Source organism: Elusimicrobiota bacterium (assembly GCA_026388155.1).
GTDB lineage: Bacteria > Elusimicrobiota > Elusimicrobia > Elusimicrobiales > UBA9959 > UBA9634.
This window is the reverse complement of sequence record JAPLKI010000025.1, coordinates 346,712-373,051: the sequence shown is the minus strand read 5'-3', so window position 1 is coordinate 373,051 and position 26,340 is coordinate 346,712. Positions and strand designations below refer to the sequence as shown.

Below are 26,340 nucleotides of genomic sequence, written 5' to 3'. Positions count from 1 at the left end.
AACTCTGTCTATCTAAGTGTAACTAATTTGCCATTGACTGCCGGTAATATATAATCTAAAATTACACATATAGTTAACCAGCTTGAAAGCGGGGGAGATTTTATGAAAAGAACTACAGCTATGTTTGCCGCGGTCGTTGTGTTGGCGCTGTCGGCTTCCGGAGCTGCGGCCGGGGAAATGGACATAAGGCTGCAAAAGATGGTGAAGACCTTTGTGAAAACCGCGACGGATGCCAAGCTCGCCAACGTTGCGCTGGCGGTATTCCCGTATACGGCGGACAAAAAACTTTCGTCCCGCCGCATTGATTTTGCCTGCACGGAGCTGGTTACCACCCGCTTTATGGCCGACGGCGCTTTCAAGGTGCTGGACAGAAGCCAGGTGAATACGGTCATGACCGACCGCAAGCCGGGGGCCGCCATGGATATCGCGACGGCGGCGCAGCTTGGCAAGCAGGCGGGCGCGCGGCTCGCGGTGTCCGGCATCGTTACGAAGCTGGGGGACTTCTACCACATCAGCACCTCGCTGATCAACACGGAAAAGGGCGAAATAATAGAGACCGATGTCACCGAGGTGCCGACGCAGCTTCTGGACGAGGAAGCTTCGCATTACGGCGCGAAGGCGAAGGAGCCGGAAGGCGAGCAAGGCGAGCAATCCCAGTCCGTCGGCTTGTATGTGGTTATGGGCGGCGGTCCGCTGAAGATGGAGAAGCTTCCCTCGCAGAACTTTTATTGGAACGTGTCCCCCAGCCCCGTCAACGCGACAGTTACTCCTAGAAATGCCAACGCTTCATTTATGGCCGGGGGCTTGGGCGTGCGTTACTGCCCGGGGAAAACCTGGATGTTTGACATTACCGCCTTTCTCCACTCCGAGTTTTCGCCGCGTTCCGTATTCAATGTCGCTTCAAGCGGCTCCAACTACGGCGGCCAGTTCCCGCCAGAGACCAACGTCCAGGGCGACGGGCCCATGATGCGGCTTACGCTTAATAAAATAGTCAATCTTTTCGGCCCGTTCCGCGCGATAATCGGCGGCGGCATCCTTGGGATGAAAATGAGAATACAGGATGGGCAAGGGTCGGGGTCGTCACCGATCTGCAACGGGAGTGTATGCATTGGCTACAACAACAACAATAACAATAACAATAACAATAACAATAATAATAATAACAACAATGGATATACCACTCCGACGGCGCGGCTGGGTCTTGAATGGAAACTGCAGAAGCGGCTGGGGTTTTCGGTGTTCGGAAATTATAACTTCAAAAAAATGGAATACACCGATACAATAGAGATTTATCCGAACAGCGCCAACTATCCCAGCAACCACCGGACTATGGTAGTGCGGAAGTTGTATTATCCGCAGTTTTTCGTGGAAGCCGCACTATCGTTGTACTTCTGAATATTCGCCCGATCGCGTAAACTCCGCCCCGCGCAAACGCGCGGGGCGGAGTTTTATGTGCGCAATGCGTCCGCTTTGGGATGAAGGATGAACCGGAAGCCGGATTTACCTGCTTTTGGAGAAAATGCCCGCTTAAAAGTTGTATTATATCGCTATGAAACGGATAAAAAGCGTTGTGATCTTTTATAACTCCAAAAGAAGGAAAGCCATTGTCTTCGCAGCCGGCATAGAAAAAAGGCTGTCCGCCGCCGGAACGCGGGTTTCCAAAATATGCGTTAACGACGCCTTTTGCGGTTTCAAGGCCGCGGACGCCGCCATTGCCGTGGGCGGCGACGGCACGGTGCTTTACGCCGCCCGCCACCTGATGAAACACTCCGTGCCCGCGCTCGGCATAAACGCCGGGGGGCTCGGATTTTTAAGCGGAATGGAGAACGCGGAATTTATCTCAAGGATCGATGATTTTTTGGAGGGAAGATTTAAAAAAATAAAACGCAGCCTGCTTTCAGTGGAGGTCGTGCGCGGTTCCAAAAAAGTATTCGGCCCTTTCCCCGCCTTAAACGACTGCGTGATACGGAGCGCAGAGGCCAGGGCTTTCAACCTTAATGTGTCGTATGGTAGCCAGTTCCTGTCAAATTATTTCGGGGACGGGCTGATAGTGTGCACTCCCACCGGCTCCACCGCCTATAATCTGGCGGCTTTGGGACCTATAGCCATGCCTGAGCTTGAAGTGGCATTGCTTTCCCCTATATGCCCGCATACCCTTACTCACCGGCCCCTGGTGCTGTCAGCCGGAGAAAATATAAAAATCAAAGTGCTTTCGGCGCGTTATAGCCCGCATAATGTGATGTTATCCATTGACGGCCAGGAAAATTTTGAGTTGAAGGCCCGTGATGAGGTGATTATTAAAAAACATCCGCAGATATTTGAAATGCTGGTGCCGGAAAACTTCTCCTATTTTGATATTTTGAGAAAAAAGCTCAGGTGGGGGGAGAGGTAGGGGCTAGTGGATAGGGATTAGCGGTCAGGGAAGGAGTTCCTTAATGCCAGGGTGTGGTGGCAGTATAGAGAGCGCAGAAATAAAGATTTCCTCCCCTAACCCCCTAACCGCTCTTCTCTAGCCGCTGATTCTGTTCTATGCTGAAAAAACTTACCATAAAAAATTTCGCGCTCATAGAAAATCTGACGCTTGAACCGGGGCCGGGGCTCAATGTTTTCACCGGCGAGACGGGGGCCGGTAAATCCATAATTATTTCCGCCCTCGGTTTTCTTCTGGGGGAAAGGGCCGGCTCGGACATCCTGCGTCCGGGGGCGAATTTGGCGGAGGTTTGCGGAGAGTTCTTGACCGCCGGCCTTGGGCGGGAGCTGAGCGAAAGTTTCGGTCTTGAAAAAGATTCTTTTACGCTTAAAAGGCAGAGCGATTCCAAAGGCCGCGCCAGGTCTTTCATCAACGCCAGGCAGGTCCCGCTTTCCACCGTCTCCGCTCTGGGCTCGGCGCTGGTGGACTTCCACGGACAGAATGAGCATCAGAGTCTGCTTAAAACTGAAGTCCAGCGCGCGCTTCTTGACCGCTATGGCCGCCTTGAAAAACAGGCGGGAGCCGTGCGTGAGGCTTTTCTCAAAGCGCAGGCGCTGCGCGGCCGCCTTGAAGCGGTTTCAATGTCGGAGCGCGAGCGGGAGCGCCTGCTTGAACTTTACCGCTTCCAGATCAAAGAAATAGAGGACTCCGCGCTTAAATCCGGCGAGGAGGCGGAGCTTGAGGCGCTGTATCCAAGGCTTAAAAACGCCGAAAAGCTTTATCTGCTTTCAAACGCCGCGTATGAACTCGCGGCCGGCTCCGACGGCGCGGCCAAGGCAAATCTTGAAAAGGCCCTTGAGAGGCTCAAAGCCCTTGGCGAATTGGACGAGGGCGCGCCGGAACTTGCCCCCCGGCTTGAAAACGCCCTGATCGAGTTAAGCGATATCTCGGAGGAGCTTTACAAGTATTCAAAAGGCCTTGATACCGACCCCGCAAGGCTTGACGCCTGCCTGTCGCGGCTTGAAAAAATATCTTTGCTGAAGAAAAAATACGGCCCGGACGAAAATGCCGTGCTCGCAAAAGGCGCGGAACTTAAAAACAAAATAGCGGAGCTTGAAGACCTTACCCTTAACCGCGAGCAGGCCCGGAAAGAGCTTGAAAAAAGCGAAGCCCTGCTGCTTAAGCTCGCGCGCTCTCTGCACGCCGCCCGTAGCGCCGCCGCCATAAAGCTGGCCGCCCGGACAAAGGACGAGGCGGCGGATCTTGGTTTTAAAGAATTGCGCTTTGAGGCGGCGGTGGACGGAGATGAGGGAAACATCTCCTCCTATGGCATGGACGCCGTTGAATATCTTTTTTCCGCCAATCCCGGCTACCCGCTGCGCCCTTTAAGGTTCACTGCTTCGGGAGGGGAAATGTCGCGCCTTATGCTTGCCCTGAAAACCGTGCTGGCCGCGGCGGACCGGATAGGAGCGCTTGTATTTGACGAGGTGGACACAGGCGTAGGCGCGGTAACGGGGCGCCTGGTGGGCCAAAAGCTCCGCCGGCTTGCCTCGGAGAAACAGATTTTCTGCATCACCCATCTGCCGCAGGTGGCCGCTTTTTCCGAAAAGCACTTTATCGTTGAAAAGACCTCGCTTAAAAACTCAGCGGCCGTCACGGCGCGCGAACTTTCAGGCGCTGAGAGGACCGCTGAAATCGCCCGCATGCTTGGCGGTAAACAAAAATCCTCCGCCCAGGCCGTAAAACACGCCGCCGAACTTCTTGAAGAAAGCCGTCAGGTTACAGGCAACAGAAAAAGTTGAGAGTTCAGGGTTTCAGCGTTAAGGAGTTCGGAGTTAAGAGTTCAAACTTGCAGCTTCCCGGTTTTTAGCTCCTGACTCTCAACTCCAGACTCCCTGCTCCGCACTGATTCTATGAAAATAGCTTTTATCTGCCCGCCATCCTTGATCGTCTACGGTTCAATCCATGCTAAAAAACTTTTTGGTTTTCCATTGGGAGTGGGCTATATAGCGGCTTATGTGCGGAAAGCCGGTCACACGGTGAAAATTTTTGATCCCGAGCCTTGCGGGATGCCGCTGGAACTGATGTGGAAGAAAGTAGCGGAATTCAGGCCTGATATCGTAGGTATTACTTCGGTAACTTCTAATTTCATGTGGGCGCGGCAGGCGGCCATAGAAGCTAAACGGCGCTTGAACTGTATGGTGATCATGGGGGGGCCGCACGTAAACGCGGTGCCGCGCTCAACCCTGCAAAGCATGCCGGAACTTGACGCCGTGATATTGGGGGAAGGGGAAATCCCCATGCTTGCCTTAGCCAATGAATTCGACGCGCGCGGGAAAGTTGATTTTAATAAAATACCGGGGGCCGCGTTGATGGAAGGCTGGGAATACAGGGAAATTCCCCGCCCTGAAATAATCTCCGGGCTTGACCGCCTGCCGTATCCGGCCCGCGACCTGCTGGACATCGATTTGTATCTTCCGGGTCAAAAAACCGTGACGCTTATTTCCAGCCGCGGCTGCCCTTCCCAATGCACGTTTTGCGCTAATATCTGTATGGGCCGTAAATTCCGCGCGCATAGCCCCGAATTCGTAGTGGGTGAAATGGCTTATGTGGCGGAAAAGTACGGTATCCGGCATTTTAGGATCTATGATGATTGTTTTACGGCCGACCCCGTGCGGGTCTCCAGGATCTGCGATCTGATCATCAATGAACATCTGAATATTACCTGGGATGCGGCTGGACGCGTTAATACGCTTCAGGATGACGCTTTAATCCTGAAAATGAAGCAGGCCGGCTGCATCTGCATACTGCTGGGAATTGAAACGGGCAGTCAGCGTATCCTGGATTTGATGAAAAAGGGGACTACGCTCGCAATGGCTGAGGAATGCTGTTCCAAGTTGCGCAAGCGCGGGATATCGTATGTTAATTCGTTTATGATAGGCAATGAGGGCGACACGAAAGAAACTGTTATAGCTACCATCGCTTTTGCCAAAAAGTTAAAATCCGCCGCGGCGGTGTTCAACATACTGATCCCATATCCCGGAACACTTTTGTTCGACAAATACTACAAGGAATATGACACGCCGGAGACGGATTGGACTCACTGGTGTTCACAGCGGGATGACCGGCCGTATGAACCGAGGCAAACGGCTCTTTCCAAAAAAGACACCATACGTTTGAGAGCCCGTGCGTATCAGCGATACTATTGTAACCTTTCCCAGATCCTGCGCACTCTGGCTTTTAACAGGTAAATCCGGTGACCCTGCGCGTTATGGAGGCTTATTGCCGGGATTTTCCCGGTTTTATCTGTATGTCCTTTAAGGCCATAAATCGCGCTGAATTGAAAATGGCCGGCTTTTTATGAAGATCGCTCTTATCAATCCGCCATTCCCGCTTTCCTATGGACTGATCCGTTTTGGGAATTATTGCGGTTTTCCGCTGGGGCTGGGCTATATAGCGGCGTATGCGCGGAAAGCCGGTCACACGGTAAAAATTTTCGATCCGGAGCCTTACCGGATGCCGATGGAGCTGATGTGGGCGAAAGTAGAGGAATTCCGGCCTGATATCGTAGGTATTACTTCGGTAACTTCCAATTTCATGCTGGCGCGGCAGGCGGCCATAGAAGCCAAACGGCGGCTGGGATGTCTGGTGGTCATGGGGGGGCCGCACGTGAATGCTCTGCCGCGCTCAACCCTGCAAAGCGTACCCGCGCTTGACGCCGTGATACTGGGGGAAGGGGAGATCCCCATGCTTGCCTTAGCCAATGAATTTGACGCGCGCGGAAAAGTTGATTTTAATAAAATACCGGGGGCCGCGTTTATCGAAGGCTGGGAATACAGGGAAATCCCCCGCCCCGAAATGATCTCCGAGCTGGACCGCCTGCCGTATCCGGCCCGCGACCTGATCGACATCGGTTTATATTACCGGCATCGTTTTTCCAGGCGGGGGCGAAAAAGCGTGACGCTTATTTCCAGCCGCGGCTGTCCGTCGCAATGCACGTTTTGCGCCAATCTCTGCATGGGCCGTAAATTCCGCGCGCACAGCCCCGAATATGTAGCGGGTGAAATGGCTTATTTGGTGGAAAAATACGGTATCCGGCATTTTCATATTTATGACGATTGTTTTACAGCCGACCCCGTGCGGGTCTTCAGGATCTGCGATCTGATCATTCAGAAACATTTGAATATTACCTGGGATTCGGCCGGACGCGTAAATACGCTCAGGGATAAGGCGTTACTCCTGAAAATGAAGCAGGCCGGCTGCGTCTGCATACTGCTTGGAATTGAAGCCGGCAGCCAGCGTATCCTCGATTTGATGAAAAAAGGGGCTACGCTCGCAATGGCGGAGGAATGCTGTTCCATGCTGCGCAAGCAGGGGATCGCATATAATAATTCGTTTATCATCGGCAATGAGGGGGAAACGGAAGAAACTGTCATGGCTACGATCGCTTTTGCCAAAAAGTTGAAATCCCCCACGGTCGCGTTCGGCATACTGACCCCGTATCCCGGAACGCCGTTGTTTGACAAATATTACGGTGATTATGACACCCCGGAAATGGACTGGGCACATTGGGGTTCACAGGGGTCTGACAGGCCGTATGAACCCAGGCAAACGGCTCTATCTAAGAAAGAGATCATGCGTTTGAGAGACCGCGCTTATCAGCAATACTATTTAAGCTTTTTCCGGTTCATGCGCGCTGTGAAGGGAGTTTTCAGAAATCTTTAAAAGAGCTTAAGTCAGGCCGCTTCTCTTTTTCAACGGCTGACTACAGCCAGCCGCCTGCTTTCCCTATGCAATTTGCTATTATTGACAATCTTAATGAAAGGGGACTTTAAACTATGGAAGTGAGAACCAGATTCGCGCCCAGCCCTACCGGGTATATGCATATCGGCAACCTTCGGACAGCTCTGTATGCGTATTTGCACGCGAGGAAGAACAAGGGCAAATTTATACTGCGGATAGAGGATACCGATCAGGCCCGGCTTGTGGCGGATAGCGTCAAGGTAATATACGACAGCCTCGCGGTCACCGGTCTGGAGCACGATGAGGGGCCCGATATTGGCGGGCCCGTTGGGCCTTACGTGCAAAGCCAGCGTCTGCCGATCTACCGGCAGTACGCCGAGAAGCTGCTGGCCGAGGGCCGCGCCTACCGCTGCTTCTGCGAGAAACAGGAAAAGCAGGAGGAACCGGGCGAGGAGCAGGACGGCCTGATACTCGGCTACGACGGGCGCTGTGCCAGGCTGTCCGAGGCAGAGGTGAAGGAGAACCTCGCCAAGGGCATGCCTTACGTCATCCGGCAGAAGATAGACAAGGAAGGCTCGACCACATTCAATGACTTCGTCTACGGCCCCATAACCGTGGACCATAAGCAGCTGGACGACCAGATCCTGCTGAAGCGCGACGAGTACCCGACGTACAATTTTGCCAATGTAGTGGACGACCACCTGATGGGCATCACCCACGTGATGCGCGGCTGCGAGTACATCTCCTCCACGCCGAAGTACATCCTGCTCTACAAGGCTTTCGGCTGGGAGATCCCGGAGCATATCCATCTGCCGCACATCCTTGGCCCGAGCGGTAAGAAGCTCTCCAAGCGCGAGGGCAGCGTGGCGCTGTCGGATTTCCTCAACAAGGGCTACCTGCCTGAGGCAATACTGAACTACATAGCCCTGCTGGGCTGGAACCCCGGCACCGAGCAGGAGTTCTTTACCAAGACGGAACTGATAGAGAAGTTCGATATCGCCAGGATAGGCAAGGCGCCGGCGATGTTCGACGAGACCAAACTGCTCTGGCTCAACGCCCAGCATATTAAGGCGCTCGCTGGTCCAAAGGCACACGATGAATTTCTCCCTTTTTACCCGGAAAGCATACGGAATAACGATGAATTGGCGCGGGGAGTTACCGGCTATTTTCAGAGCAAGGTGGAAAAGCTCTCCGATCTGCCGCAGATGACCTCTTTCTTGACGGCTTTTGACGGGAACTATTCCACTGAGCTGTTCATAAACAAGAAGAATAAGACCACGCTGGAAGGGAGTCGCGCCGTTCTGTCGGACCTTCAGACCATTCTTTCCGGGCTGGCCTCCTGGGACCACACCTCTATCTATGGCGCTGTCAATTCCTATGCCGTGGAGAAATCCTCCAAGATCGGCCCGATAATGTGGCCGCTGAGAATAGCTCTTTCAGGTTTGGCCGTCACCCCGACCGGCGCCATTGAAATAGCCGAGCTGCTGGGTAAGGATGAAACCCTGCGCAGGATCTCGGCGGGTATCGGGAAATTGTAGCCGCTTCGGAGGGGGAAAGGCTGCCGCTTTGCCATGCGGCTCCGGCGGCGCAAAAGATTTCGCTTGGTTGATATCCCGATGAACCGCCTCCCGGCCATACCGGCTCGGGTATCCAGTGGTTTTACTGTCCGGATTTTCCGCAACAATTTTGTCATATCTTGGCCTTAAATTCTAAATACTCTCTTGGTAGAATTACACTGTGAAAACTTTATGAAATACTGGTTCTACTCCGAAGGCAATATCCTTGGTCCCTACGCGCCCGATGAACTGCTGACTCTTCCGGCTTTCGCGCAGGACAGCCTTGTCTGCCGTGAAAATTCCACCGGAGATAATCCGGTCGATTGGCAGGCGGCTTCCCAGGTAGGGGAGATCGCGGAAGTCATGAGTGTCGGGACCGGCAAAATAATTTCTTCAGGCTATGGCGGCGGCGACCTTTACGCGCTTGAAAACGCTTTTTCACAGGCTTCACAGCCCGCGTATGAAAGCGCTCCCGATCAGGATTATTCCTACGAAAATCTGCTTAACACCATTGACGGCATCCTTAAAACCGGGGCGGGCGTTACCGACAGCGCGCCTGAGCAGGAAAAGTCTTTTGACTACGGGCTGATGGATAAATTCGATATCCGCCTCTCAAAAATACAGGAGGAGCTTGAGGCGGCCCGCTGGGAAAAGAACCTGTTGCTTGAAAAAATGAGAATGAAGGAGCTGGAGGACAAAGCGCAGCGTGAACGGATAGCGGAGCTGGAAAGCAGGCTGAAAGCGGCGCTAGGCCAGGAAGGAGCCAAGGATAAAGAGCTTGAGGCGGCCCGCTGGGAAAAAAACCTGTTGTTTGAAAAAATGGATATTAAGGAGAGGGAGGACAGAAAACAGCGCGAGCGGATATCCGAACAGCTCCGTCACCTGGCGGACCTTAAAGAAAAAAATGAAAATGTAAAAAAAACGGAGAGTGCAAAGCAGGAGGGTTTCTACAAAGCCCCGAGTTCTTTCTCGTCCGAGGAGCTGGTCCGTAACGCTTTAAACGGGCAGCCTGCGGCTGAGCCGGAAAACATAATTAAAGAAAAAGACGGCAAAATTTTAAAAAATCTGACAGCTTCAGGCGAAATAAAACTGGAACGGCATGACGGGAGCGATATGGCCGCCCAGGAGGGAACCGGTATAACCAGCGGTAAGCTGAAAAGCCTGGGCGGAAGCGCTAAAAGCCTGGCCGACTTCGGACCGGGCTACGGCGAACCGGCGCAAAACCCTCCCGCGAGCGAGCCTGAAAGAGTTGTAAAGCCGATTGGCGAGCCGCCGCCGCAGGCGGCGCCGGAACAGCCTCTGCCGGAAAAACCTGAGCCGCTTCCGCAGCAGGCCGGCGGGGTGGTTTATGATTTTACCGTGGTGACCGCAAAAAGCGTTGAACCGACCGAGAAAGTTCAGTTTAAGATAGAGACGCAATTCCCGGACAATGCCGGCAGCCCGGCGGTGCGCCAGTGGCAGCAGGAGGCCTCTCCGGCGCCGGCTGTCAGTCCTGGCGGCGGCCAACCCCAGCCGGCGTATCAGGTACCCGGCGTCTCGGCCGGAAATTCACAACAGCCTTCCCAGTTGGCCCAAGCGGGCGAGGCGGACAGGCCAGGGTCACGGCCACAATTTCAGAGCACCTGGCAGGCTACGGAGAGCCGCGCCGGCAAGCGGGCGCCTGAATCGGGCCCGAAGAGCGCCGCGGACAGCGCCGGCGGCCCCGCGACAAGCCAGGGGCAGCCCGCTGCCGCAAGCGGAGCCGGATCCGACAAACCTCCAACACCTGTGAGTGACATGGAGAAGACCGAACGTATAACCATTTCCCCCGTAAAGACGCAGCCTGAGACAAAAACAGCCGCAAAACCGGCCCGTAAGGGCGGAAAAATGGCTTTCCTGATAATTTTAATCGTCTTTGGAGCTATAGCCGCGGGTGGGCTTGGTTTCTTTTTTCTGGGAGACGGCTTGAGCTTTTCCGAATTTTCAATGCTTGATTTTAATTCTTCAAAGCGTTCCAAAAAAGGCATAATGCCTTCTCAGCTTGAGCCGCAGGCGAAGGATAAAAATGCGGCCCAGACGGCGCCGGAGGATGCGGCAAAAAAAGCGCAGGAAGCCGCGGCGGGAGGATCACAGAACCCGGCGGTTCCGCAGACGCCCGAGAAAGCCGCAGCCCCGTTAGCCGCGAACGAGAGCGTGAAAAATGCGATCGTTATAGTTAAAAACTACAAGCTTTCCGGAGGCAGGGGCGCCATCAGCGGCTGGTTCGCCAACTCTTTTCTTTCCGGCTCTTCCAGCGGCGCGAGCGAAGAGTGGTCGGCCACGCCTCTTCACGGGGATATACTGGTCGTGCAGTACCGCCTGATAAGGCAAAAACATGATCCGCTTATTTATCAATTCGAAGTGGACGCGGTAAAAAATGACATAATCCGCGGAATAAACAATAACGCCATAGAGCTGCTGGATTTTTCCCAGGAAAACAAGGCTCAAAAGGAAGTGGCCGGCAAAGCCGGGCAGGCGGGGGGCGGAGTGACGGCGCCGGAGGCGGGAGCGGCGGATAAGAAAATATCCGTAAAAAAACTTTCCGCAAAGGCCAAGCCGGCGAGAAAAACGCGTAAGCCCGGAGAAATTGCCATACTCCCGCTGCCTGACGCGCCCAGGGCTGTGACTAAAAACGAAGACCCCACCGGTTTTGAGGATGCGCAGGGTGAGGGCGGAGAAAAGGTAAAATACATAAAAGCGCAGGAATCCGACGAGGAGCTGTTTTAGGACCGCAGCGAACGGGGATGCGGTAAAATTTTTGAATAGGCCCGATCCTTCACGATCCGTTGCCGTTATAAAGCCGGCTTCCTCCCTAAAACACTATTCACTATCCGCTATCCGCTGTTCACTCTGTTCCCTTGATAATAATGTTAAAAATGGTAAAATAATTCTGTTCAAAAGAAAGGGCCGCTGAAGACGGCTGCAAAGGTCGTGCTGGTATTCACGCAATACTTGACGATTTCTGTTGCCTGTTTTCTATTGTTTAACGTATTTTTACGTGTTTTTTAGGAGCTATTTATGGTTACAATGAGCGAACTGTTCATAATGATGCACGAAAAAAACGCCTCCGATATTCATCTTACCGCCGGAGCGCCGCCCATGATGAGAATTGACGGCGAACTGCTTCCCAGTCCCTTCGAAAAACTTACCCCCGACCTGGCCCAGACTCTGGTCTTTTCGCTCATGACCGACGCCCAGCGTCAGCGTTTTGAAGCCACCAATGAGCTGGATTTCGCTTTCGGCATAAAAGGCATGGGCCGCCTGAGGATGAACGCATACCGCCAGCGCGGCGTGATAGGCGCGGCTATCCGCTCCATTCCGAGCAAATTCAAAACTTTTGACGAGCTGAACCTGCCGCCGGTAATTTACGAAATAATGAAGCTTACCAAGGGGCTGCTGCTTGTCACGGGTCCGACCGGCTCGGGCAAATCCACCACGCTCGCCTCGATGATAGACTATTTGAACGAGCACCGCAATTACCACATAATCACCGTGGAAGACCCCATTGAATATGTGCATACCCACAAAAAGAGCATTGTAAACCAGCGCGAGGTCGGTTCCGACACCGAGACTTTCGGCTCGGCCCTTCGCCATGTGCTCAGGCAGGACCCTAATGTGATACTGATAGGCGAAATGCGGGACCTTGAAACCATAGGAGCGGCTTTGAATATCGCGGAAACCGGACATCTGGTGTTCGCCACGCTTCATACGTCTGACGCCGCCCAGACCATAAACCGCATTATAGACGTGTTCCCTCCGCATCAGCAGGAGCAGATACGCGTTCAGCTTTCCTTCGTCCTGCAGGGTGTTTTTGCCCAGCAGCTTCTGGCTTCCTCTTCCGGCACGGGCCGCGTGCTTGCCTGCGAGGTGCTGATGGCCAACTCCGCGGTAAGAAACCTTATCCGCGAGCAGAAGATAGAGCAGATAAACACCATCATACAGACCGGCGGAAAGTACGGGATGGTCACCATGAACCAGGCCCTGGTGGATCTCTATAAGAAACAGAAAATTACCTATCAGGAAGCCGTCACCCGTTCTTCCGACCCGGAGGACTTAAAGAAGCTGCTGCAAAAAACACTATCTGTGTAAAGCTGAGTTTAGTGTAACTACTCAGGTTGTTCGGTTCACGGTTCAGGGTTCTTCAAAGTGATTGTTCTTTATGCTTTGTCTGCCTTTGAACCATTAAACCGCTGAACCGCGAACCTGGGTAGTAACGTTTAATAACCATGAAATTTTCATACACAGCAAGAGGAACCGATGGCGAGACGCTGGAAGGCGTGCTGGAAGCCTCCGACCAGAAAACGGCCATTGCCCGCCTGCGCGAGCGGAAACTGGTTGTTGTTGAGGTAACGCCGCAAGCCAAAAAAAAGTTTTTCAGATCGAAGGTCTCCAATAGTGATATCGTTATTTTTTCCCGCCAAATGTCCACTTTGGTGTCTTCCGGCGTGCCGATAGTTCAGGGCTTGAACATTCTTGAAGAGCAGGCGGAAAACCCGTACTTTAAAACCGTGGTCGGAGCGCTTCGCCTGGATATAGAATCGGGGCTGTCTATCGCGGATGCCATGCGAAGGCATCCCACGGTGTTTGACGAACTTTATGTGGCCATGATAAGAGCGGGCGAGGTGGGCGGTATACTTGACGCCATCCTTGAACGCCTGTCCTCTTACCTGGAAGCCACGGAGGCCCTGAAAGCCAAGGTCAAAAGCGCTTTAATGTATCCTTTGGTTGTGTCCATAGTCGCGGCGCTCATTACCGTTTTTCTTATCGTATTCGTAATCCCGATATTTAAGGGTATCTTTTCAAGTTTCGGCGGCCAACTGCCTTTTCTCACCCGGAGTATAATTGCTATATCTGAGATACTGCGCGGCCCGGCAGGCATAGTGCTTTTGGTGTTCGTTATCCTGTTTATCTGGGGCGTGAAGAAATACATTAATACCGAGCATGGCCGGGAACACTTCGACGACTTATCGCTGAAGCTGCCGGTATTCGGCATACTGCTCAAGAAGGTCGCCATCGCCAAATTCACAAGAACCCTGGGTACGCTGATAAAGTCCGGCGTGCCCATACTGCAGGGGCTTGAAACCGTGGCAAAAACTTCCGGCAATGTGATGATAGAAAAAGCCATTAACAGCAGCCGCGACTCCATAAAAGAAGGAGGACGCATCTCCGATCCGCTTAAAAAAGCCAATATCTTCCCGCCCATGGTCATACAGATGATAAGCGTCGGGGAAGAGACCGGCAGCCTGGATAACATGCTTAACAAGATAGCCGATTTTTACGACCAGGAAGTGGATACGGCGGTTAAGGGCCTCACCTCGATGATAGAGCCGCTTATTATGGTGGTGTTGGGCGCGGTTATTGGCACGATAGTTATAGCCATGTTCATGCCCATGTTCAGCCTGGGCGAACTGGTCAGCAACGGCTAAATCACCGGCATACATTGTTCGTTTCCGTAATATACTTTCCAGAACTCAATAAGCGGGGATTGAAAGCAGCGGCACGTCATTTCGGGTGGCGTACCAATCGAACTATATTGTTACAGAGGTTTAACATGAAACTTATTTTGGTGGGTTTGTTCCTGTTCCTGGCAGTCCAGCCATTTGACCAGCCGGCATTTTGCGACGAGCCTGACGCAGCTCCAAAGCAGGAACTGAAGTCGGAAAAGCCGGATAAGACAGTCAGGTCGCCGGACCCCGGCTATCGGGGAATGGGCCTTGAATTCGATAGCGACAGCGTATTTTATATCTCACCGGACGAGAGTGTGGATATTATAACGGTTACAAGTAAATTTTCAGCGACGGTGAAAGCGGAGAAAGTCGCGGCTACCCTTTTAAAAAAGGTGCGTGTTATCGCCGTGAAACCTTCAGAGACAAATAAGGGAAGGAGTATCGTCCAGTTCGCGCTTAATCCCTACGAAGCTCAGTACCTGGAGCTGGCCTCGCATCAGGGGGATATCTGGCTTTCTTTGCGCAAGAAAGGGGATTCGGAGGACGCCCCGATGCAAATAGCGTCTTGGAAAAAATTTCTTGCCGATGTTATACCGCTTCGAAGTTCCAGCGGTCCGCAGGGCGCAGGAGAGGCCGTGGTTGAAGAGGCCGCGCCGGTCCCCGCCGGAAGCGGCGCCGATCGGCCCGCAATTATTGCCGCGGTGCAGGACCTGATGCGGGGAGAATCCTCCGTGGCGCTGAACTGTTCGATCGACGATAATAAAGTTATGTTCGTTCAGGTGGGAGACCGGATAGATGTTTTAGCCACTCTGGACTTGAAGGAGCCTAAAAAGCAGAAGCTTCAAAAGACCACTCTGACCTTGCTGCAAAATATCCGCGTGCTGGATATCCGAAGATCGGAGTCCCATCCGGGACGAAGCATTCTTCTTCTTGAACCAAATTTCAACGAGGCCCAATATGCGGCGTTAGCCTGGAATAACGCGGATGTCCAAGTCTTATCGCGGAACAAAAAGGATGCGGAAATACATTCCATGCAGCCGGCAACCTTTGACTACCTGTTTCGGTAAAAGGAGACGCTTCTTTATAAAAGGCAGCGTCTACCTTTTCTTACAAAACCCGGGCCTCCGCCCGGGTTTTTTATCGAGTTTGTCCATGCGGATATGAGGTGGAATCGGGCTTTGGGTTGAGAGCCGCAAACTAGAATGGTCGGGGCTTGTCCCGCACTTTAACCTCTGGAAAAAGTGCGGGGTCCTGTCCGGGGTTTGGTTCCGCAAACACGGGGTCGGGGTGGGGAGCGGGCCAGTCATGGGATTGCCCTTCCGCCACGTAGGAAACCCTCCCGTGGTTTCCCTCCAACCTGGATTGTTGGTTGGAGCCTCCCATCCGCTATGTGGCTCCAGAGCAAACCCATGCCTAGCCCTTAAAGGAAATTATTTTAGTATAAGGTAAATATCTTATCCGGAAAACCCCCGCAAATATATCCCGCCACCCCTCCATTTATCAATGCTCCGGCGCTTATTAAAATTAATAGGTTGTTGACCCCGCCCTTTTCACGATACATCACAATAACCCACCCAGTGGTTGCAGCCAAGTCTTAAATATAAAATAGGCAAAAAGGTAGACGCTACCTTTTGAATTCCTCCGGGTGGGTAAATAGGAAGTATCAAAAACAGGGCGGGCCCCGCACTTTTTCCGAAGCGGCCAAAGTGCGGGGCGGGGACACAGTTAAATTAAAAGTTTTGACGGTAAGAAAGAGCCGGCGGGTTTCCTGGGCGCTCCTTAGAGGGTTTAAGCATGGGGTCTGGAGCGAATCCTTCAGGGACGGCGAGGATGTTTGAGGCAAAAAACTTTGTTTTTTTGCCGAGTTCCGGAGCCGGCGTAAGACCCCGTGCTTCTTCCCCAAAAACCCGGTCTTGGAGCGTTCAGGGAACCCGCTGGATCTTTCCTTAATATAAAATCAAAATCCAGGTGCTTTTTCTTTGCGCAGCAGGCTGCGCTTTGCCGACAGGCCGCCTGCGCCTGAGAACCCGCCAATGGTGCCGTCCGACTTTATTACTCTGTGGCAGGGAACTATGGGCGCGAAAGGGTTCTTGCCGAGGGCCGAGCCTACCGCCCTCGTCGCGCCGGGCTTGCCAATCTGCTTCGCTATCCACTTATAACTGCGCGTCTGCCCCTTCGGAATTTTCATACAGGCGAGCCATACAGCCTGCTGAAAAGGCGTATAGGACTTCATTTTTAACAAGACTTGGTTTAGTTTCATAAATTGCGGGCACAGCTGCCCGGTAAAAGTCCTTTCGTGTTTTGCGCGGGTGCGGGCCGGAAGTGGGATTGCCCTTCCGCCGCGTAGGAAACCCAATACCTGCGTAGGTGCCGTATCAGAGCCTATGGCTCTCAGACGGCCTCCCGTGGTTTCCCTCCACCCGTTCCGGGTGGAGCCTCCCATCCGCTATGCGGCTCCAGAGCAACCCCGCTCCCGGCCCTCCAGTCGTAAACCGCTGGCTTCCTTAAAAATACAAATTACCCCACCCTTATTAAGGTGAAGCGGAATTTCCCACCCACAATGAAAGATAATCTAAAATAATTACAAAAGAACCTAAACTGATTTTGCTATGCCTCTATATTGCTAAGCATCTTCAGCTACCTCTCCAACTCCGCACGGCCGCGCAGCAGGCGGTGGTAGCGTATTCCGAAACGGTGAGCCTCGTTGCGCAGCGCTTCCAGCAGCAACAGCCCTGGATGAGCCTGATCAAGAATTAAAGGAAAAGCCCGGCCCGGCATGTAGATCTCCTCAAGCCGCTTGGCCAGCCCAATAATCGGTATCTTCATTTCAGCCGTCCGCAGCGCCTTCATTGCCGCCGCTAATTGCCCCGGCCCTCCGTCAATAAGCAGCAGGTCCGGCGGGGTCTCGCCGGTCTTTTTTATCTGCGCCAGCCGCCTGCCCACAATTTCCTCCATCATCGCAAAATCATTGCCGCCTTCGGGAGTGTTTTGGAAATTAACCCGGTACTTGCGGTAATGCGCAGTATTTTTCTCCCCGTTGATAAAACAGACCGAGGACCCGACCGCCTGTTTACCGAAGAGGCTTGAAGTGTCAAAAGCCTCAATGTGGGCGGGGGGCCGCGCAAGCTGCAACGCCGTTTTAAGCGCCGTCACCGCTCCCGTGCGCCCCGTGGCCGTTTCTATAAAATTCTCCGGCAGCCGGTTGACAAAAACCCGTTCCTGCATATGGTCAAAAGCCGACAAAAAGTCCCGGTATTGCCCGGCCTCTTCGTAGGCGAGCTTTTTGGAGGCGCGGGCCATTTTTAGCCGGAACGCACCGCGCAGTTTTTTGAAATCCCCTTTCAGAAAGTCGGCCACTCGCCCGGCCAAAGATGCATAGGCGTTTTTTGATATTTTGTCGGCGCAGGGGGCGGGGCATTGGCCGGTATGGAAATAAAGACAGGCGTTTATTTTACGCTCATCCAGAGGCTTGGCAAGCGAAAAATCCCAGCGGCAGCGGCGCAGATCTATGAATTTTATGCGCCACAAATAGCCGAAAAGCTTTTTAAGCGGTTCCAGCTTAGGGTAGGGGCCGAAATAAGCCGCGCCGTCGCGGGGTTTTGAGCGCGTGAAAAGAACGCGGGGAAAATCTTCGCGCGTTATTTTTACATACGGGTAGGACTTTGAGTCCTTCCACATCTCATTGAAAAAAGGCTGGTAACGCCGGATAAGGACTCGCTCGGTCAGCAGGGCTTCCCGTTCGCTGGCGGAGGCCACATAGTCTATGGAGCGTATAAGCGCCACCAGGCTGGGGATTTTCCATCTGCGGTCGGAGGGGTTCTTTTTGAAATATTGCGCCACCCGTTTTTTCAAATCTTTCGCCTTGCCGATATATATTATCGCGCCCGATGCGTCACGCATCAGGTAAACGCCGGGAGAGGGGGGGAGATGGGTAAGGTCCATAATTTAAAAAAACCTTGTTTGCTATAGGCTATACGCCATAGGCCGTAGGTTTTAAAGGAATTCCTTATAAGCTTATGGCTTAAGGCCTCCGGCTTATGGCAGCCAGTTAAAACATTCCCCTCGTCACCAGTTTTCTGTCCTCGCAGCCCAGAGCTTTGAGGGCCCAAAAATATACCACAAGCCCGGAGACTACGCCAACCGCGGTCAGCGGAGCGGAGGAGAGAAAACTTTCACAAGAAAGTTTTACGGCCAGCACAGCAAGGCCCATAGCTGCGGAGGCCGTCGTTATTTTAAAAAATGAGCTCTTATCGCCGAAAGCCCTGAATCCCGTGGCCTTTTCAAGCCGCAACAGTAAAAAAACGGCTGCTCCCCACGAACTGGCGCTGGTGGCGAGCATCAGCCCTTTAAGGCCCATCGCCCGCATGAGGGGAAACCCCAGCAGGGCGTTCGCGCATAGCTGGAAAAACAAAACCTTTACAGGCAGCATATTTTTTCCCGCTCCGTAGAAAGCGGAGACCGCCACCTTGTTGGCGCCGAAAGCCGGCAGGCCGAGAGCTAAAAATAAAATGGCCCGCGAGGTGACGGCGCTTTGTTCATAGGTGAAACGGCCGTGTTCAAAAAGGGCGCGCGAAATGGGCAGACTTAAAAAAACAAGGCCGATGGCCGCCGGCAGCAGGATAAGAGCCGTGGTTTTAAAAGCGAGTTCGAGGGTGGCGGCGTTCACGTTTTTTTCGCCGGAGCCGGCGGTTATTCTTGAAAGTTCGGGCAGGCTGACCGCGGCGGCCGAGGCCGCAAAAAGAGAAACCGGGAACTGGACTATGCGCGCCGCGTTATATATGGCGGTGATCGAGCCGGGTGCCAGGAAACTTGCGTAAACCGTATTTATGAGCATGGAAAGCTGATCCTGCGCCAGCGCCGCAGCCGCGGGCAGAGCGAACGCCAGCGCCTGTGTCCCGTTAAGCGCGCGCCCGGGCGAGCTCAGACCCAGACAATAACCCTCTTTTCGCATCATGGGTGCAAGTATTGCCAGTTGTGCCAGGCCCGAAGCCGAGGCCACTATGGCTAAAATAGTTATTTTCTGGGCGGGGCTTAAAGAAGCGGCAAATCCGGCGCGCAGGAAAAGCAGACAGGCTATAACCGAAAGGGAAAACACCGCGGGAGCCAGAGCCGGCGCGAAAAATCTGCGCGCTGAGTTTAAAGCGGCCTGCAAAAGCGCCGCCGCATTCACAAAAACAAGATGCGGCATCAAAACGGCGGTAAGAAGCGCCGTAAGAGCGAGCTGTTCCGGGTTGGCGGCGAATCCGCCGGTAAAAAACCTTACCAGAGGCCGGCGCAGTATTATGCCGGCAAGCGCCAGCGCCGCGGAGACGCATATAATAAGCGTCCAGACGGAGGAAAAAAAAGCCTTCGCGCCTTCTTCCGATTTGGCGCGTTCTTTTTCGAGCAGGGGAATAAAAGAGGCGTTGATCGCTCCCTCTCCAACGGTGCGCCTGAAAACATTCACCAGCCGGAAAGCGGCGTAGTAGGCGTCCGTAAGCGCCCCGGCTCCGAAGTAGGCCACCAGCAGGACATCCCGGGCATAGCCCAGTATTTTGGTGACCAGGGAGGCGAGCGCGAACCCCGAGACGTTCTTCGCGAATGAATTTGATTTTTCGCTCATAAAGTGATAAACTACGTTCTATGGCTAAACTTAAGACTGGACGACATACCAGCGCTATTAAAGCATGGCGCAAATCCGAGAAGCTGGCCTCCAGAAACAGGGGCGTCAGGACCAGAATTCACGACGCCGCTAAGGAATTTGACGGCTTGATCGCCAAAAAGGACGTGGAAAGCGCGCAGAAACTGCTGCCGAAAGTACACGCTCTCCTTGATAAAGCCGCCAAAACCGGCACCATCCACTGGAAAGCCGCCGCCCGCAAAAAATCAAGGCTTGCCCTGCGAATTAAGACCGCGGTACAGACACCGGCTGGCAAATAGCGAATAGCGAATGGCGAATAGGGGTTGAGTTTTCTCCCTTTTCACACTTCGCTATTTTGTTTTCCTAATATCAAATTTGTCCTGTTTTCTACTTCAGCTTTAAAATTTCATAAAGCAGTTGGCGTATCAGCAGCCCCGGGTCCCGTCCGGAAGAAGATTTCAGCAGCGCTTCCGTTTCCAGGCAGCGCTTAAGACCCCTTAAAAGTTTGTCTTCGGAGTAGGCGCCAGCGGCCTTGGCCAGGTGTCTGTAATGGCCCGGGCTTACACCAGCCTGGTAGGGGGCCGAGGAACCGGCGCCCGCGGCCTCAAGCCTTTTAGCTTTCAGCAGGCGTTCAAGCGTTTTTGAAACACTGTTGAGCAAAAAAAGGGGCTCGGCGTCTTCGGCCAGCAGCCGGTCCGTTATGGCGGCGGCGGCGGCGGCGGCGCGGTCACAGATCGCTATTGACAGGTCAAAAGGGTTCTGGCTTTTTGAAAAGCCGGCCAGCTCCACCGCATCGGAGGCGCTGAGCGGCTTTTTGCTTCCGTGGTGGTGGATGGCTATTTTTTCCGCTTCTACTGCAATGGTGCCCGCGTCATTGCCAAGCAGTTCAACCAAAGTTTCAAGAGCCTCGCCTGAAACCTCGCAGCCTGAGGCTTCAAGCTTCTGTTTCAGGAACTTACGCGCTTCAAATTCATTCAGCTGCTCAAACATCACCAGGGCGCAGTCCGGCGCAAGCGCTTTGGCGAATTGGTCCGAGGTATCGCATCTTTTTGGGGAAACAATGAAAAGCGAGGTGAACGGCGTGGGGTTCGTGAGGTATTCGGCCAGTATGCGCGCGCCTTCTTTTTTCAGCTTATCGCAGCGCTTCAGGACCACAAAACGCCTTTCGCTGAGCATGGGGGCGGTCTGGGCCTCACCTGTTACGTTGTTTATGTCCGCGGTTTCAGCGTCGTGGACGGAAAAATTGAAAGTATCCGGTTTGAAAAGCGCTTTCAGCCGCGCCAAAGCCGTCTGCGCGAGAGTTTGTTCCTCCCCGCAAAAATAATATACCGGCCGCAGTTTGTTTTTGCGCCATTCTTCCTCCAGGGACTGCGGGTTAAGGATCTGCATGAGGGGTTATTTGCCCGCTCCGGTGGATACCGCAACGGCCTGCCCGGAGCCTGCCGCCTGCGGCATTCCTGCCGGGAGATTTTCCGCGGTGGCGCTGGCTTTATCTATGGTGCTGTTCGCGGCATCAGGTATGCCTTTCTTTGAGACGCTTGTGACGGAGCCGAAGCCTTCCACCGTGCGCCGCACTATGTCTTTTGAAAGCAGTTCCCAAAGCGCTTCCCTGGCCTGCTCTTCGCTGAGTCCCCCGGGCAGAGTTGAGGCGGAATAGATCTTTGTCACCTGAAAGGCCGGTTCCTCCCATATGTAGCGGTTATATTCCTTGTCAAGCAGCCGCACCACTGCCACCACATTAAGCTTGTAGACCGTGGGCACCAGGTTTACGTCGTATTGTATCGGGGTTAGTATGTAATGGCTTATTTCTCCCACTAGCACGCCTTCGGCCGAATTCTCCGGAGACACCGAATATTCCCCGTTTTTCAGGAATTCGTCTATAATTTTAAGGTTCAGCTTTTCCTCAAGGCCGAATTGCTGTGTTTTGTTGACGAAAGGCCTTACAGCTATCCTTTTTATATGCTGCGGCATTTTTTGCTCCGCCGGCCTGTAAAGTATGTCGGAATTTGAGCAGCCCGCCATGGCAAGCGCCGCCGATAATATTATAATTCCCTTTTTCATAATGTCCCCCAGTTTTTATTTTGATGATAAGTCTAAATTATAGGGTATAGGGGCTGGCGTATAGGGCCATAGAGTGCGGAAATAAGGAACTCCTTCCCTAAACCCAATCCCCTGGAGGTGCCGTCTCAAAGGCCTCTGGCCCACAAACGGCCCTGACCTCTCTGCGCTAGTCTCTTACTTTATAACAATACTGACCAGCCTGCTTTTAACCACTATCACTTTTACCAGCGTTTTCCCGATCATGTAGGGAGCCGCGCTTTCAAGCGCCAGGCGTTCAAGCTCTTTATCGCCGGTGGTTTCCTTAACCTTCAGCCTGGCCTTTAATTTGCCGTTTACCTGAACCGGCACTTCAATGTCGCGCTCCGAGATCACTCCCGCATCCGGCCGCGGCCAGGCGGCTTTCATAAGCGTGCCGGAGCCGCCGGAACGCTCCCACAGCTCGTCCGTTATGTGCGGGGCCAGCGGGTGCAGCAGGCGCATGAACACGGAAAAATCTTCCTTTGAGGGGCTGGCTTCCCGGCTAAGGCGGTTGAAATAGATCATCAGGGCCGAAATAGCCGTGTTGAATTTGAGGCTTTCCATATCTTCGGTTACCTTGGCTATGGTCTGGTGGCGTAGTATCAGCAGGTCTTTGGGCGGTTCCGCCTCCGCAAGCTCTATGCCGCAGCCCCAGGCCCAGACGCGCTTCAGGAAGCGGTGGGTGCCTTCTATGCCGCGCATGTCCCAGGGTTTCGAGTCTTCAAGCGGGCCCATGAACATCTCGTACATCCTGAAAGCGTCCGCGCCGTAGGCGGCAACCAGTTCGTCGGGATTAACAACGTTTTTTTTGGACTTTGACATCTTTTCCACAACGGGTTTTATCGTTTCGCCCTCTTTTGTGACGGCTGTGCCGTCGTCCTGGATGTCAAGTTCTCCATAGGCGCGGTAAACGCCCTTTGAATCGCGGTAAGCGTAGGAAAGTATCATGCCCTGATGTATAAGCTTTTTGAAAGGCTCGGCAGTGGAAACAAAACCCAGGTCATGAAGCACTTTGTGCCAGAATCTGGCGTATAAAAGGTGAAGCACCGCGTGCTCGGAGCCGCCTATGTAGAGGTCAACCGGCATCCAGGCCCGCTCCAGCCCCTTGTCGGCGAAAGCGTGGGAGTTTTTTGGGTCTATGAAACGCAGGTAATACCAGCAGGAGCCCGCCCACTGCGGCATGGTGTTGGTTTCCCTTTTTGCCGGGCCGCCGCAGGCGGGACACGAGGTTTTTACCCAGTCATCAATAAGCGCAAGGGGGGATTCTCCGGTGCCGGTCGGCTGATATTTTTCCACATCTGGCAATTTTAATGGCAGGTCGTTTTCCGGCACCGGCACGGCGCCGCATTTGGCGCAGTGCACTATGGGTATAGGCTCTCCCCAGTAGCGCTGGCGGGAAAAGACCCAGTCGCGCAGCTTGAAATTCACCTTGGCCCGGCCCAGACCCTTTTCTTCCAGCCAGGCGGTCATCTTTTTTGTGGCTTCAGGCGTTGACAGCCCGTTTATGGCGGGGGAGTTGACCGCTATGCCGGTTTCGCAGAAAGCCTTGTCGGCGGGCCAGCCTTCCGGAGGCTTGACCACTTCAATTATTTTAAGGCCGAATTTTTTCGCAAATTCCCAGTCGCGCTCATCGTGCGCCGGCACGGCCATTATGGCCCCGGTGCCGTAGGTGGTAAGCACGTAGTCCGCGGTCCAGACCGGCAGCTTTTGCCCGTTAACGGGGTTCACGGCGTAGGCGCCGGTGAATACGCCGGTTTTATCTTTGGAAAGTTCGGTCCGTTCCAGGTCGGACTTGTTCGCGGCGGCCGAGACATAAGCCGCCACTTCAGATCTGCGCTCCGGAGCGGTAAGGCTTTCAACCAAAGGATGTTCCGGGGCCAATACCATGTAGGTGGCGCCGTAAAGCGTGTCGGGGCGGGTGGTGAAAACCGTAAGTTTGCGGCCCGCGGACAGTTCAAAATCAACTTCCGCCCCTTCCGAGCGGCCTATCCAGTTCTGCTGCATCAGCATGGTCGAGTGCGGCCAGTTAATGCCTTCAAGATCGGCCAGCAGCCGGTCGGCGTAGGCGGTTATGCGCAGCATCCACTGTTTAAGTTTCTTCTTTTCAATGGGGGTTTCGCAGCGGTCGCACTTGCCGCCGAAAACCTCCTCGTTGGCCAGGCCGGTCTTGCATTTGGGACACCAGTTTATGGGTATGGTCGCCTCGTAGGCGAGCCCTTTCTTGAAGATCTGCAGGAATATCCATTGCGTCCAGCGGTAATAGTCCGGGTCGGTGGTGTTTATTTCCCGGCTCCAGTCGTAGCTTAATCCGAGCGAGTCTATCTGGCGCCGGAACTTGGAAATAAATTTTTCCGTGGTCAGGCGGGGATGTATACCGGTGCTGATGGCGTAATTTTCGGCGGGCAGGCCGAACGCGTCCCAGCCCATAGGGTGCAGCACGTCAAAGCCGTTCATGCGTTTGAACCGGCAGAGAATATCGGAGGCGGTGTAGCCTTCGGAGTGCCCCACATGCATCCCGTCTCCGGAGGGGTAGGGAAACATGTCAAGACAATAAAACTTTTTGGCTCCCGGTCTGGCCGCGGCGCCGAAAGCGCCGGAGGAGCGCCACTTGTCCTGTTGTTTCCTGTCTATGTCCCTGAAATCCGGCATGTCGGCTGGTGTTTTCACTTTACGGCCTCCGCTTTTTTGCCTTTCAGTTTGTTGAAAATTATGCGCACGCGGCCCGGGGCCTGTTCCACTTTATATTTTGCCGGATTTACGCCGGCGGGCAGGGCCATTATTTTTTCATGGCGCTTTAAGAAAGAGGTCTTCATATAAGTGCCGTCCGGCCTTTTTATCTCCTGCTCGTCTTTGGCGGCATAGGCCATTTTTATGCGGGCCTTGTTAATGTCTATCTTGATGGAATCATTCTGCGCCTGGGGCGTTTTAAAATCAAGCGCCACGGTGTCTTCGCCGTTTATTATGTCCGGCTCCAGGTCGTTTACCTCAAGACGGTCCGCCACCCATTTGTGGTATGAATTTCCAAATTGCTTTTTTTGGTTTTCCAGGCGGTCGTTCACTTTTTTTTCAAGCAGTTCAATGTCCTTGAAGGGAGTGGAGGAGTTGGAGAAAAAATCATCGTTGAACATCGCGTCAAAATCGGCGGGGGTTACCGCCTTGTCGGAATTAAGCTTGGCGGTTATCTGGCCTAACCAGCCGTCTATGCTGGCTGAAAGGTCCTGGTCCAGCTTTTCAGAAGCGTTCGTCTCCGTGGCCGGTTCCTCGGCGAAAGCCGGCAGGGCCGACGGCATAAAAAGAAAGACCGAAAAAAAGGCATAAAAAAACATAATGCGCCTCCGTCTATTCAGTTCCAGCTCTAAAAGCCGAAGGAACCATGAAGTGCCGGCGAAAGAGTTTACTGGTTACACCGCCAACTATTCATTTTATCAGATTAAGAGCGGGGCCTCAATCAGGTGGGCCCGCCAGGCTGTTAAATAAAAAGCCCCCCTCGGAGGGGGGGCTTTTTAAAGGCCACACGGTTGATTAGAAATTATACCAGAGATCTGTCCCTTTGATGTCAGAATGGGAGCAGTTCACCCATATAGTGCCCCAGTTAGTAGCGTCGGTGTTGTCGTTAAAATATAGCCAACCGCCTGCATCAAAGGTCGGGGTGGGTGCATCTGTGGTGATGTTTACCACCGGTTGTATATACGAAGAATCGTAGTGACGGGTGGGAGTCTTGGCCGCAGGTATGCTGCTGATGTATTTGCCGTTACGTGTAAGACAACCAAGCGTATCGGTCGGGAACCAGCCTTCGTTATCGGCATAATACACCTGCAGAGCGCCCCTTATCGACGAGATCGCTCCCTTGGTAGCCCCTTCCTTGGCTTTATTGATGAGGTCGGCGAACTTCGGTATGGCAATAGCCGCCAGAATACCGATGATAGCCACCACGATCATGAGTTCTATCAGGGTGAAGCCCTTCCTATGGAGTTTCATTTTTCTACCTCCTAAGATAACCTATGTGCCGGAACACCCGTCACATGCGATAAGAAGTTCCCGGGATAATATATAACATGATACCCGGAAAACTATTACCGTCCCATAGTATACCTGACCATTACCGATTTTGTCAATGGCTTAAAGGTTATATAAAGGTTAAATAAAAGTTACTTGCAGCGATTTTTTTAAAATGTCATGGTTCCAGATAGAATGGACTTCCAGCAAATACAGGCATAATTGGCGGCTTTTGGCCGTATATTGGACATTGTCCCTCACTTTAGGCCCTTTTTGGAAAAAAGTGCGGGGCATAGTCCCTTTACACCCTTTTTAAAAACGGTACAGACCTGCTTTTGTCAACCTTCTGGACAATGCCGGAAAATAGCGGAATCGCCGGTATAATAAATGAACATGCCTGTGGTCCGCCGGACGACGATTGTGAACTGCACCCGCCCGCCCGGAAGGCCGCCGGGCATGGGAGGATGTTTC

Annotated in this window: 18 protein-coding genes and 1 pseudogene; 11 read left to right on the top strand and 8 right to left on the bottom strand. The window is 53.4% G+C overall.

The annotated features are described in order from the left end of the window. Window positions 1-102: 102 nt before the first annotated feature. The 10 genes from NTX59_13875 to NTX59_13830 all read left to right on the top strand — a co-directional run bounded on the left by NTX59_13875 (window position 103) and on the right by NTX59_13830 (window position 15,241). Entirely contained in the window at window positions 103-1,395 is a 1,293-nt protein-coding gene (locus NTX59_13875; GenBank protein MCX5786765.1) for a hypothetical protein, read from the top strand. 154 nt (window positions 1,396-1,549) lie between these two features. Continuing rightward, complete coding sequence (locus NTX59_13870) at window positions 1,550-2,392, top strand: NAD(+)/NADH kinase (protein MCX5786764.1); 843 nt, start codon at window positions 1,550-1,552, stop codon at window positions 2,390-2,392. 137 nt (window positions 2,393-2,529) lie between these two features. After that, the gene (gene recN / locus NTX59_13865; GenBank protein ID MCX5786763.1) at window positions 2,530-4,212 is read left to right on the top strand and encodes a DNA repair protein RecN; all 1,683 of its coding nucleotides are present in this window, start codon (window positions 2,530-2,532) and stop codon (window positions 4,210-4,212) included. A 111-nt stretch (window positions 4,213-4,323) separates the two neighbouring features. Next, on the top strand, window positions 4,324-5,661 hold the full coding sequence (locus NTX59_13860; protein MCX5786762.1) for a radical SAM protein: 1,338 nt from the start codon (window positions 4,324-4,326) through the stop codon (window positions 5,659-5,661). A 109-nt stretch (window positions 5,662-5,770) separates the two neighbouring features. After that, window positions 5,771-7,135 carry a radical SAM protein gene (locus NTX59_13855; protein MCX5786761.1) on the top strand — a complete coding sequence of 455 codons (1,365 nt, stop codon included), beginning with the start codon at window positions 5,771-5,773 and terminating at the stop codon, window positions 7,133-7,135. A gap of 113 nt (window positions 7,136-7,248) precedes the next feature. Then, window positions 7,249-8,691, top strand: a complete 1,443-nt coding sequence (gene gltX / locus NTX59_13850; GenBank protein ID MCX5786760.1) for a glutamate--tRNA ligase — start codon at window positions 7,249-7,251, stop codon at window positions 8,689-8,691. A gap of 210 nt (window positions 8,692-8,901) precedes the next feature. Beyond that, window positions 8,902-11,454, top strand: coding sequence for a hypothetical protein (locus tag NTX59_13845; GenBank protein ID MCX5786759.1), 2,553 nt, complete (start codon window positions 8,902-8,904; stop codon window positions 11,452-11,454). A 291-nt stretch (window positions 11,455-11,745) separates the two neighbouring features. Next, window positions 11,746-12,816, top strand: a complete 1,071-nt coding sequence (locus NTX59_13840) for a type IV pilus twitching motility protein PilT (protein ID MCX5786758.1) — start codon at window positions 11,746-11,748, stop codon at window positions 12,814-12,816. A 137-nt stretch (window positions 12,817-12,953) separates the two neighbouring features. After that, window positions 12,954-14,153 (top strand): type II secretion system F family protein, encoded by a 1,200-nt coding sequence (locus NTX59_13835; protein ID MCX5786757.1) that lies wholly within the window; start codon window positions 12,954-12,956, stop codon window positions 14,151-14,153. 125 nt (window positions 14,154-14,278) lie between these two features. Further along, window positions 14,279-15,241 (top strand): RcpC/CpaB family pilus assembly protein, encoded by a 963-nt coding sequence (locus tag NTX59_13830; GenBank protein ID MCX5786756.1) that lies wholly within the window; start codon window positions 14,279-14,281, stop codon window positions 15,239-15,241. Between the two features lie 890 nt (window positions 15,242-16,131). Here NTX59_13830 and NTX59_13825 read toward each other — a convergent pair. From NTX59_13825 to murJ, 3 genes are all read right to left on the bottom strand, one after another. After that, window positions 16,132-16,407, bottom strand: a complete 276-nt coding sequence (locus tag NTX59_13825; protein ID MCX5786755.1) for an MGMT family protein — start codon at window positions 16,405-16,407, stop codon at window positions 16,132-16,134. 404 nt (window positions 16,408-16,811) lie between these two features. Further along, a complete protein-coding gene (locus NTX59_13820) occupies window positions 16,812-18,116 on the bottom strand; it encodes a GIY-YIG nuclease family protein (protein ID MCX5786754.1) in 1,305 nt (434 codons plus the stop codon). Between the two features lie 106 nt (window positions 18,117-18,222). Next, a complete protein-coding gene (gene murJ, locus NTX59_13815) occupies window positions 18,223-19,776 on the bottom strand; it encodes a murein biosynthesis integral membrane protein MurJ (GenBank protein ID MCX5786753.1) in 1,554 nt (517 codons plus the stop codon). A 20-nt stretch (window positions 19,777-19,796) separates the two neighbouring features. Between murJ and rpsT the strand changes: the two genes are divergently transcribed. After that, the gene (rpsT, locus tag NTX59_13810; GenBank protein ID MCX5786752.1) at window positions 19,797-20,093 is read left to right on the top strand and encodes a 30S ribosomal protein S20; all 297 of its coding nucleotides are present in this window, start codon (window positions 19,797-19,799) and stop codon (window positions 20,091-20,093) included. 88 nt (window positions 20,094-20,181) lie between these two features. Here the strand turns inward: rpsT and holA are convergent, their stop codons facing one another. The 5 genes and pseudogenes from holA to NTX59_13785 form a co-directional block, all read right to left on the bottom strand. Next, window positions 20,182-21,183, bottom strand: coding sequence for a DNA polymerase III subunit delta (gene holA, locus NTX59_13805; protein ID MCX5786751.1), 1,002 nt, complete (start codon window positions 21,181-21,183; stop codon window positions 20,182-20,184). Window positions 21,184-21,189: 6 nt separating this feature from the next. Beyond that, window positions 21,190-21,855: an LptE family protein gene (locus tag NTX59_13800; GenBank protein MCX5786750.1), complete on the bottom strand. Its 666-nt coding sequence runs from the start codon at window positions 21,853-21,855 to the stop codon at window positions 21,190-21,192. A 174-nt stretch (window positions 21,856-22,029) separates the two neighbouring features. Then, window positions 22,030-24,522 (bottom strand): leucine--tRNA ligase, encoded by a 2,493-nt coding sequence (gene leuS / locus NTX59_13795; GenBank protein ID MCX5786749.1) that lies wholly within the window; start codon window positions 24,520-24,522, stop codon window positions 22,030-22,032. Between the two features lie 14 nt (window positions 24,523-24,536). Then, window positions 24,537-25,199 (bottom strand): hypothetical protein, encoded by a 663-nt coding sequence (locus NTX59_13790; protein MCX5786748.1) that lies wholly within the window; start codon window positions 25,197-25,199, stop codon window positions 24,537-24,539. A 535-nt stretch (window positions 25,200-25,734) separates the two neighbouring features. Next, window positions 25,735-25,851: pseudogene (locus NTX59_13785) on the bottom strand (prepilin-type N-terminal cleavage/methylation domain-containing protein). Window positions 25,852-26,340 lie beyond the last annotated feature (489 nt).